Origin of the sequence: Streptomyces sp. PU-14G, assembly GCF_041028275.1 — a bacterium.
Classification (GTDB): Bacteria; Actinomycetota; Actinomycetes; order Streptomycetales; family Streptomycetaceae; genus Streptomyces.
Genome location: NZ_JASKYT010000034.1, coordinates 21,263 through 31,390, shown reverse-complemented (window position 1 = coordinate 31,390; position 10,128 = coordinate 21,263). Strand labels below are relative to the sequence as shown.

The window sequence follows — 10,128 nt, the reverse complement described above, 5'->3', positions numbered from 1 at the left end:
GCCGGGGAGAGTGGGCACAGCGCCTTTCGCGACGTCGGTCTCGTCAGCGGGGGCGGGGGCCTGTGCCGCGGCCGCGGGCGGACTCGACGGCAGCGGGGAAGACCCAGGATCGGGCATCCGTAACTCCTTCGCGACGGTGGTGATCGGCGTACGCGGCGGCAAGCGAGGAAGAGAGGGAGAGGAGTGAACATCGGGAAATCCGCTCAGATCCCCGAGAACCAGTTAACGACCGGCCCACCCGGCTCGTCCCACGAGCCCGGTGGAGTTACTCCGATGCAGTGATCTCGTCCCGCGCCGTGTTTATCCGGGTGCCGGGCAACGCATGGGCGACGCCCGCACGCTTGCGCGGTAGGCGCACGGTTGTCCGGCCCGACCGACTCGGCCCGGGCCCTGCTACCGCCCCCGCCGAGACGCGCGGACGGAGCCGGCCGCGTCTACTGTCGCGCGTCGCGCGTGCGGTCCGATGCCGGCCAGACGTAGGGAAGACCTTCGGGGACCTCGGGGAAGTGCGTGCGGTAAAAGGCGGGGGCTTTGGTGACCAGAGCGGACTGGTGGCTGCGGTGGAAGGCGGGGTCGCCCAGCCAGTTGGGCAGTTCGTCGGCTGCCGCCAGCTCGGCGTAACCGCGGGGCGGGTCAGCGGAGTCCCCACTCGCCGCGAAGTCCTGGAGCATGGTGCCCGCACAGGTGTCCGCCCGGCCGCTGCCGGTCCAGACGCGGCACATCTCAAGGCCGTACCGGACCAGGGCCTCCTCGTACCCGGTCCACATCCGTACGGCCGGATGGTTCCGCCAGCCGTAGCCCGGCACGGTCAGACCGCGCAGCACCTGAAGGGTCTCCACCCGCTGCTTACCCAGCCTGCGCGTGTCCAGCACGGCGGCGCTGGCGGCGAAGTCCGGGTAGGGAAGAAACGTCTGCATGCGTGCTACCCAGTCCTTCACGCTGGTAGGTGCCCCTTGGCCAAGGCGCACGGGTTGTCCGGGACCGAATGGGGCGACACGGGTTGTATCGACCCCCATCGGACGATAGCGGGCCGGGAGGCGAGGGACCCGGGCGGACACCCGCGCGCTTACTGATATCCACCAGACTCCGTTGGGACGACCGCTGCACGCACCCGACGCACGTCGCCTCAGTGACGGAGCGCTGCGGCGACGCGGCCCCTCGATACGGCTTGGAAGAGAGGCTCATCGCTCATCCAGGTACGGTGCGATGTGGTGCAGGCGGGTGTGGTAGTCGGGATGCGAGGACAGGAGCTTGCCCAAGATGCCCTGACTCCGGCCACGAGCCGGGGTTCCCGTCTCAACAACGGCCGTCTCGCCGCATCCGGACAGAGCGGAAGCCGTCACATGGCCGCTTTCGCGTTCCGCTGCCTGCATTATGTCCAGTACCTCGGCGAGAGGTGCACCGAAACCGGTCGTCACCGCGTGGTGATCCGCCCGCAGCTCTGCCCGACGCGCCACGGCAGCGAGCAGGTAGGGCGCGAGTGCCAGCGCCAGCACGACATACCAGTAGGACAGCGCGGCCACCACAACCGCGCTGCACACCACGAGGAACAGCACTACCGTCCAACAGCGCATGCGCCCGCGGCCAGTGACGGAGACGGCGAGGAACCGGAGCAGTCTCCGCACTGTGGCCCACGCAAGCCGACCCGGTAACGCGTACCATTGTCCCAGGAGCGAGGACCATGCGTGGCCACGGATGTGGTGGCCGAGTTCGTGAGCAAGAATCGCAGCCAGCTGCCCGTTGGACAGGCTCTCCAGCGAAAATCGGGTCACGCCGACGATGTGACCGGCCGCGGCGACGGCGTTGAGATGGTCACTGTCCTCGATCCAGAGCTCGTAGGCACGGCCCTCGATCCCTGCCCGAGCCGTTACCTCACGCCACACCCTCTTCACCCGCGCCCGTTCGGGCGCCGTGGGATGACGTAGGTGCAGCAGGTGACGGGCCACGGCTCTCTCGGTGGGCCGATGGAACGCCATGGCGCCGGAGCCGAGCCACAGGAGAACGCCCGGCCACCAGACGGGAAGAAGGACATGGGAGAGAGCCGCCACGATCACCACGCTGGCAAAGAGCGCCGGCAGATGCAGCAGCAGTTGACCCACCGCCGCGACGTCGATGGTGCGTTGCCGCTGGGTGAGGTGCACGCGGCCCCGTTGGCCGAACTCCCCGTGTGGCGGAAGTGGCCCGGCCCCGGATCCGGACCCGCTCTCCGGTTCGCAGAGCGGCTGACAGGCGGAGCGCCTGGCCGTGGTGTCAGGCGCCGTGTCCCGCCGGCTGTGTGGCGGCAGGGAGGCCACAGCGGTCTGGTCGATCGGGGGAGCGGTACTGGCCGGGCGGCCGGACGGGCCGGGGCCGGGGAAAGAAGTCATCGTGAGGCCTTCTGTGCTGGTGTACAACAGGATGAGGACGCCGTTGCGAGAAGTCGGTGAGGTGGGTTCAGCCAACGAGCTGCGCGAACGGAAAGAGGACTACCCCGGCGCAGTAGGCGCCCAGGCCGACACGGATCCACCCGTGTTTGGCCCTGACGATGCGGCTGTTCTGGGCCAGTGCCTCGCGCATCGCGTCGGCCGGGCGCGCCTCCGTAGCTGCGAGTGCCTCGGGTAACCGGCCGTCCTCGGTGGCCCGGCGGATGTCATCGAAGTACGTCAAGGGGCGCCCCGGCGACCACCGGCACGTCCCGTAACGGGGTAACACGGCGAAAAGCAGGCATCCCAGTGCTCCGGCCAGCGCAGCGAAGGCCGTCCACAGCAGCGCACTCCCCGGCCCGGAAAGCCGCGTCAGAGCCCCTCCGCGGGACGCGAGCAATCCGCCGAACAGACTCACCGTCATACTGATAGCTCCCAGGAGCACGGATGCCTTGCTGTCCGCGTGGGCCGTCTCGAACCGCAGTTCCGTGAGCAGACGGGAGCCCACGGCGGAAGGCTCGGACCCTTCCGTGCTCATCGCCCCTCCTCGACCCTGCCGGAGGGCGCCTCGTTTGCCGGTTCACGGAACCGCGCGGGATCTCCGACGGGATCGGACCAGGAGATGGCGTCCGGCCCGGTGGCCGTGGGAGAGTCACCGGGCAGCGTGTCGGCCAGGAATCCCTCCATGATCTCCACGGCCTGCTTGTTCAGCCCCGCACGTTGGTAGTCCTCCAGCTTCCCTTCCTTCAACACCTGCAAGGCGACGCTGGCCTGGTTGCGAATGAGGTCCATCTGGTCCTTGCGCAGGTTCTCCATCACCAGCCGGGAATCCTCCGGATTCTGTGCCAGGTGCAGGGCCCACATCGCCACTCCGCCGCGCTGGAGGTAGGACTCGTAGTGCCTGACCTTTTCCGCCTCCAGCTCCCGCACATCCTCCTGCTGGCGGCCCCGGAGCATGACCAGTTCGTGCTCACACCGCGCCTGCTCCGTGCTCTGCTCGGCCCGAAGCCGGTCCTCCCGCATCGCCAAGTCGTGCGACCAGCCCAGTTGTTCGTCGGCGTACCGGATGCGGCGGAGTTCCTGCTGATGTGCGATCGCTGCATCGTCCAGCCTGAGCCGTACAGCGTACGATGTGCGCAGTCCCGCATCCTCGCCCAGCTCGCCCGCCGCAGCGACAGCCCGGCACACAGCGCGTTCCGCATCGGCGCTCCGGTCAACGGAGAACGCGCGACTGACGGGGTACATCAGCTGTTCCAGACGGAGCCTCAGACAGGTGGGCACGTTCCGTTCCCCGCTGTGCACGAACTGCTCGGGACGGGACACCTGCCAGGTCATCTCCACGTGCGCGGTGAAATCGAAGGCGTCGTTGTCGCTGGGAAGCAGCAACGACGCGGTGCACGTGTGCACCCCCATGTCGACTTCGTACACTGCGGTGTACCGCTTCGCCGAGAACAGGGAGCGGGCTGGCCGGTGCGGCGGAAGGTAGACGTCGTAAGCCCCCTTGTCAGTGGTGAAGACCAACGCGTTGTCGATGCGGCTGTACTCTCTGCGGTGGTCGAAGCGGGACAGCTGGCGCACGGTCAGGACCGGATCGAATAGGTCGCTGTGCCGGTCCGCGCCCTGGTCCCAGTCGGGCCCGTGGCCAAGATTCACCATGCTCTTCTCTCCTTACTCGGTCGTGGTGCAACTACGTCGCGGCCCATGGGCGCAAAGGTGCAGTTCGGGGCGGTTCCAGCACGGTGATCAAGCGGCCGGCCACAGCAGGCGGCTCGCCACCGCACTTGCTGCGAAGCGACCCCAGCAGGTGTTCCAGACGCTTTCGGTCCTCGGCGGAACACACGAGCGCAGGCAGCAGCGTCATCAGCTCTTGCTCGGCCTGCGGATCGTCCTCCGCCTGATGGACCCAGCTCTCCAGGGCCTTCAGAGCGTCGTTGGTGTACCGCAGGTCACCCAGGACAGTGCGCCACAGCTGGATCAGCCGCTCGGCATCGGCCATACGGGAAGAGGATGCCTGTGCATACCAGTTGAGCAACAACCGGTTGTCGCCGCGCGTGCAGGCCAGGACGAACGCTTGCAGGGCGAGCCCTCTGCTGGACGGCCCGTCGTGGAGGAGTTCGAGCAGGCCCCGCAGAATCCGGCTGCGGACCGGAAGCGACTCGTCACTCAGTAGCAGCGCGACCGATTCCGCGATGTGCTGCGCCTCCTGCTCGTCGTCACTGGTACGCGCTGCATCGGCCAGGGCCTGGAACGCCTCGTCAGGCATCGTGGGGCCCATGAGGGCGTAGGCACGAATGGCTGTCCAGCGAAGCCGTGGTTCGTTCTCGTTGCCGCACCAGGAGCGCAGGATCTGCGGGACGTTCGGGGCGTCGACCGCGTGTGCCATGGCAAGGGCGTTGGCGGCGACGAGGCAGTCGCGGTAGAGCTTCGACCTCGCCCAGCCCTCGACGAGCAGCGCCATCGCCGACGGCAGGTCGGCCCGGGCCAGTACCGCCGCGGTCACCGCCGCGCGGGTGCGCACCAGCGGTCGTCCGTCGCGTGCCAGCCCGCGCAGCCATGTGAGCAGCGCCGGGCGCGCCGAGGGGTGGCTCATCCACACCTCCCGGAGGACCTCTCCGGAGGCTCTGGGCGCGAGGAAGTGGGCCTTGCGCTGGTCGACGGGGCCCCACTCGGTGTGTTCCTGCTCCCAGTACTCGCGGGCACGCGCCAGCCGCAAACGCGTCGTGATGGATGTGCCGAAGATGCCGACCCGAGGCTCCGACCGTCCGTCCTCGGTCTTCTGGAACTGCGCGTACAGGGTGTCGCTCAGCTCTGCGGTCAGGGCGTAGGCGGCCTCGTCGAACGCGGCCAGTGAGATGAGGAACGCCTTGTCCCGCAGCGGGGTCTCGTCGTCGGCGAACCATTGCCGGACCTGTTCCCGGACCAGGGCCGGGCCGACGTCCGCCAGATTCTCTCCGCTGATCGTGCCTTCCGCGTGTGCGGCGAGGGCCTTCGCGAATGCCGCCGCCTCCCGCAACTGGTGGTCCTCCCGTCCGAGGAATTCCCGGGCGATGGGAAGGGCCAGCAGCTCGGCCTCCCGAGGCGGGTCGAGTACCTGGGCGTGTAGGTGGGAGCGGAGCACAGCCTGAGCCGACGGCGGCTCCCATTCGACGGCGTCCACGCCCTGCAGGTTGGCGAACAGACCGACGGTGACGACCAGAAAGGCATCCTTCTCCCGCTCCCGGAGTGTGTCCCGGACGGCCCACAGATCGATGTCCCGCAGCGGGTTGTCCTTGCCTGTCACCAGGTCGCTGACGAGGTAGCCCCGGGAGTCGCCGCCGACCTCGTCCTTCAGCGCGGTAGGCCGGGTGTTGGGATCGATGGCCCGCACAGGCATGGCCCCCAGGGCTTGCAGCAACATCAGGGCAGCACTGCGACGCCCGGTGAAGGGCGCGCCGGACAGCACCAGAACCCGCTCATCGAGCAGTCGTTCGCGAAGCGGGGCGACACGTTCGTCGTATCCGGCGAACACCGCGCCCAGGTCCTGTAGCTCGGCAGAGGGAATCTGTCCGGAGGTGTGGGTGGCAGCGCCGAAGCGGTACTGGTACTCGATCTTGGTCCCGACCACGACGTCACCGGTGACACTGCCTCCGCTGACCCCGGTCTGGTCACCGCCGACCAGGCTGCCACCGACGGAGGCCGGCACGTGCTCATACAGCTCACGCCGGGCCGCCCACGCGTCCTGCGGGCGGTCCTCCTTCTCCTTGTCCTGCTCGTCGCTCTGCTCCGGCCCGCCGTTCGCCGCTTCGGGCTCGTCCTGTTTCCGATCCGCGGGCGTCTCTCCGGGTTGGTCGCTCATGGCTGCCCGTCCCCGCAGCCGCGCCGTGCGCTGCCAAGCACGACGTCGCCGGTGACGTGGCCTCCACTGACTCCGGTCTGGTTGCCGAAGACCTGGCTGCCGCCGAAGGAAAGATTCGCGCCGCTGTTGAAGGTGACGCCCGCCTCTCCCGACGGCACCGCAGAAACTCGACCGACTGCCTCGCTGTGCACCCCGGCCCCGCTGTTCTCGGCGGACGCGCACTCCGGTGCCGGGACATCAGCGCCGTGCGGGAGCGGGCCGTGCAGCCAGAGGTCAAGCCGCTCCTTCTTCACGTTCACCGCGACGCGATGGAACTCCTCCCGGCGCAGTCCGCGGTGTCCGTGGCTGACCACACCGTCGTAGACGGAGGTCGACACCCCCAGCACGCAATCCGTGTCCCGCTGCGCGAGTGCGTCGCGCAGCACATCCGCATCGATCAGCCGGCAGGACTGGTTGAGGTCCTTGCCGACAAGCCCGCCGACGGTGCCGAGCTTCAGATCGAAGGCCACCTCTCCGGCGGCCAGCACAGTGCGCAGTCTCATCTGCGCACTGCTGGAGGCCAGCCGGTTGTACTGGTGCAACGCGTCGGGAGCCACTGTCAGCAGCGCCCGGAGCAGTGCCGTCTTCGGAATGTCGGGGCTCACCAGGATGATCAGGCCGTCTCCGCGGTCCTCGCGGTACTGCAGGTTCCGCTCCACACCCGCTCCGGCGAGCGTGTCCTCCACCACGTCGTGCAGTTGTCGGCGCAGACAGGTCTGTGCCACATCGTCACGCCGGCTGAAGTCCTCGATGTCGAACAGCAGGATGGTCCGGTTGACGGGTTCTGACTGGGCCAGGGTCATGGGGGCCTCTCGGACGGTCGTTATCGGTCCGCAGCACTATCCCCCGAGGGTCTGACAGCGGAGAAGGAACACCTGCACACGGCGTCTGTAGCCGATGGCACACAACTCGCCCCTGTCGTCGGCTACTCGCGGCCCCCGATCCGGCGGAGTTGATCGGGACGGACGATGACCAGTCCCCTTCGGCTGGTCCTGACGATGTCTCGTGCCCTCAGCTCCTTCAGCAGCCTGGCCACCGCCTCGCGCGAGGCCCCGACCGCGCCCGCCAGTTCGTACTGGCTGAGCCCGGTGGTCAGGCGCACGCCCTCCGCGTCCTGCACCCCGTGGGTGCGCGAGAGATCGAGGAGCAGAAGCGCCAGTCGTGCCCGGACTCCGAGGGCACCCTGCTCCACGCGACGCCGATCGCTCGCCCGTGTCCTGTCCCCGACAAGGCTGAGCAACTGAAGGGCGGTGGCCGGGTAGTCGGCGAGGTGTCCCAGGAATCCATCGCGTTCGATCGCGACGGCCTCGACCTCCCCGAGGGCGGCCACCGTGGCCGACCGAGGGCGGCCGTTGACGGCGGACGCCTCGCCGACAACGTCACCCGGCCCTCGCAGTGCGAGCAGCGCTTCATAGCCGTTGGCCGCGGAGTGGACGACCTTTGTCCATCCTTCGAGGATGATCACCACGTGGGTGGAGGGTTCGTTCTGGTGCACCAGGACAGACCGCGGGCCGTACGTCATGGGCCGTCCTAGTTCCAGCAGGGCGATGCGCTCCTGGCGCTCCAATCGGGCCAGAAACGGGACTTGGTCGTCCAACCTGCCTGCGCGGGGCGGCGGCGCCGGGTCAGGGGCCGCAGAAACGTGCTGCGGTTTCGGAGTCCCGGCCACAGGGCCGCTCACGCCGTCTGTGCTCACCAGAAATCCCCCCAACGCCGGGCCGGCCCACGGCCCTTCAACGGAGCCTTCTCTGCACTGTCTTCCCAGCGTAGAGCGCAGCACCTCGAGCCTTCCCCCGGTTAGGGAGACCTCTGGCACCGGCCAGTCCGGTTGTCCCTGCGGGTGACCGCTCTCGTCACCTGACACCCGGCTCCCCGGCACAGCTCTGGCAGGCAGGAGGAGCAGGCGGTATTCGACTCGGCCGGGGAGGCTTGATGTCCTGCCGGAAAGCCGGGCGGACAATCAACGGGTTGTGATGTACAGCGATTACGCGTCTTTCCGGCGCCCGGCGCCATGCGCTGCCACACGGATCCTCGGGATGCATGTCGATGGGGTCTTCGCTGAGCGTGTCGCCGTGCCGCAGAGGATCTGGTTTCCGCTCCCGGACGCCGTGTCGCTGGAGACGCGTGCCCCGCTGGAATCCGCGGGCGTCCCGGCACACGCCGTGCAGCGAGCCGGATACTCCGTCGACTCCCTGCCCGAACTGCGCAAGGACGGGCTCAAGCGCGCGGTCACGGTCGGGAGGCTACTCAACCACACCAGCGGGATCGCCGACTACAAGCCCGCCCTCTTCCCCTCCCTGGACGAAAACTCGCCGGCCAGCATCGACAGGAGCAGGTTCCGGCAGTTCGACCCGCGCGCGCTAGCCCGGCTCGGCCTCGAGCAGCCCTCGACGGGTGAGCCCACGAAGGAGGCCGCCTACTCCCACACCAACTACGTGATCGCCGGGCTGCTGCTGGAGTCCGTCACCGGCACCGACGCCAGGTCGTACATCAACAAGCACGTCATCCGCGCCGCGAAGCTGCACGACACCACCTTCCCCGACTCCCCGGTCATCCGGGGCCCGCACTCGCGGATGTACAACTACTCGCAGTACAGCCTGATCGACCCGCCCAAGGACTACAGCGTCTACAACATGTCCTACTTCTGGACGGCCGGCGCGATCATCTCCACCATGGACGACGTCGACCGCTTCTACGGCGCGCTCCTGGGCGGCAAGCTGATCGGTCCGGCGGAGCTGCGCGAGATGCTGCGTACGGTGCCGATCGTGGACGAGAAGGGCGAGGTCTACGGCCGCTACGCGCTCAGCATCTACCCGATCCAGTTGTCGTGCGGCGCCTTCTGGGGCCACAACGGCAGTGCGTGGGGAGCGGGAACGACCGCGTACGCCACCGTGGGCGGCAAGCGGCAGACCGCCACCGAGTCCACCCAGCGCTTCACCCTCGAAGCGGCGGTCCTGGGCGCCCACTCCTCGGCTGGCCCGACGAGGAACCATGAGGCCGGCCCCGAGCAGCCCGAGGCGGCGTCAGCAGCGGATGCGCTGGCACGCGCCCCGTCGACGCAGTTGAGGCCGCCGTGGGGGAGGCTGGGGAGGCCGTCGTTGTGCGACGGCCTCCCCAGCCGCGGCCGTCGCGGGCATCCCTGGACGGTCGCCTCGTTCCGCGCCCGCGCTGAGGCGCGGGGCCCGGCGAGGACCGTGATCAGGGCGAGGGCGGCGTCGGGGCGCCAGCCGGGCGAGGCGGACCCCGCACGGGCCGGCAGCAGAACGCGACGGGGCCCACTCAACCGCCACCAGGCGAAGTGAAGCGCCACATCTCACGCTCAGATCCGCGCCGCGCACGCTCTCTTCCCGTTCCGAGCGTGCGGAATCATGCGGAGTACGGAGCTTTCGCAGCCACCACGGGCGGGCCCAGAGCGTCTCGCGGGTCACCCCAGAAAGCTCAGCCGCACCTTCCGCTCCGGATTGTCCCCGTTCGTGTCGACCAGGCAGATCGACTGCCAGGTGCCCAGCTCCAGTGAGCCGCCGAGGACGGGGAAGGTGGCATGGGGAGGGACGAGGGCGGGCAGGACGTGGTCGCGGCCGTGGCCCCGGCTCCCGTGCCGGTGGCGCCAGCGGTCGTCGGGCGGCAGCAGATCCCGCAGCGCGGCGAGCAGGTCGTCGTCGCTGCCCGCGCCGGTCTCCAGGACGGCGATGCCCGCGGTGGCGTGCGGGACGAAGACGTTGAGCAGCCCGTCGCGGCCATGTGCGGCCTCCGCGAGGAAGGCCTCGCAGTCGCGGGTGAGGTCGTGGACGGTCTCGGACGAGCCGGTGGCGACTCGCAGGACATGGGTGCGGAGTGCGTCGGTCATGCTCC

10 protein-coding genes are annotated in these 10,128 nt (G+C 69.0%); 2 read left to right on the top strand and 8 right to left on the bottom strand.

Going from position 1 to position 10,128, the window contains the following annotated elements; translation table 11 throughout:
- On the top strand, positions 1 to 187 hold a 187-nt coding region (locus tag AB8Z75_RS06750; RefSeq protein WP_369200465.1), incomplete at its 5' end, for a hypothetical protein.
- A gap of 247 nt (positions 188 to 434) precedes the next feature.
- On the opposite strand, the gene AB8Z75_RS06745 is transcribed toward AB8Z75_RS06750, so the two are convergent.
- The 7 genes from AB8Z75_RS06745 to AB8Z75_RS06715 form a co-directional block, all read right to left on the bottom strand.
- A complete protein-coding gene (locus tag AB8Z75_RS06745; RefSeq protein WP_369200464.1) occupies positions 435 to 917 on the bottom strand; it encodes an MSMEG_6728 family protein in 483 nt (160 codons plus the stop codon).
- Between the two features lie 264 nt (positions 918 to 1,181).
- On the bottom strand, positions 1,182 to 2,141 hold the full coding sequence (locus AB8Z75_RS06740; RefSeq protein WP_369200463.1) for a M48 family metalloprotease: 960 nt from the start codon (positions 2,139 to 2,141) through the stop codon (positions 1,182 to 1,184).
- Positions 2,142 to 2,433: 292 nt separating this feature from the next.
- Positions 2,434 to 2,940: a Pycsar system effector family protein gene (locus AB8Z75_RS06735; RefSeq protein WP_369200462.1), complete on the bottom strand. Its 507-nt coding sequence runs from the start codon at positions 2,938 to 2,940 to the stop codon at positions 2,434 to 2,436.
- On the bottom strand, positions 2,937 to 4,058 hold the full coding sequence (locus AB8Z75_RS06730) for a PE-PGRS family protein (RefSeq protein ID WP_369200461.1): 1,122 nt from the start codon (positions 4,056 to 4,058) through the stop codon (positions 2,937 to 2,939). Before AB8Z75_RS06730 ends, AB8Z75_RS06735 begins: the two co-directional genes overlap by 4 nt.
- Positions 4,059 to 4,089: 31 nt before the next feature.
- Entirely contained in the window at positions 4,090 to 6,237 is a 2,148-nt protein-coding gene (locus AB8Z75_RS06725) for a hypothetical protein (RefSeq protein ID WP_369200460.1), read from the bottom strand.
- The gene (locus tag AB8Z75_RS06720; RefSeq protein ID WP_369200459.1) at positions 6,234 to 7,079 is read right to left on the bottom strand and encodes a hypothetical protein; all 846 of its coding nucleotides are present in this window, start codon (positions 7,077 to 7,079) and stop codon (positions 6,234 to 6,236) included. The genes AB8Z75_RS06725 and AB8Z75_RS06720 overlap by 4 nt, the downstream gene beginning before the upstream one ends.
- A gap of 122 nt (positions 7,080 to 7,201) precedes the next feature.
- The gene (locus AB8Z75_RS06715) at positions 7,202 to 7,873 is read right to left on the bottom strand and encodes a Crp/Fnr family transcriptional regulator (RefSeq protein WP_369200458.1); all 672 of its coding nucleotides are present in this window, start codon (positions 7,871 to 7,873) and stop codon (positions 7,202 to 7,204) included.
- A gap of 475 nt (positions 7,874 to 8,348) precedes the next feature.
- On the opposite strand from AB8Z75_RS06715, the gene AB8Z75_RS06710 reads away from it, so the two are divergent.
- Entirely contained in the window at positions 8,349 to 9,578 is a 1,230-nt protein-coding gene (locus AB8Z75_RS06710) for a serine hydrolase domain-containing protein (RefSeq protein WP_369200457.1), read from the top strand.
- A 122-nt stretch (positions 9,579 to 9,700) separates the two neighbouring features.
- Here the strand turns inward: AB8Z75_RS06710 and AB8Z75_RS06705 are convergent, their stop codons facing one another.
- Complete coding sequence (locus AB8Z75_RS06705) at positions 9,701 to 10,123, bottom strand: secondary thiamine-phosphate synthase enzyme YjbQ (protein WP_369200456.1); 423 nt, start codon at positions 10,121 to 10,123, stop codon at positions 9,701 to 9,703.
- Positions 10,124 to 10,128 lie beyond the last annotated feature (5 nt).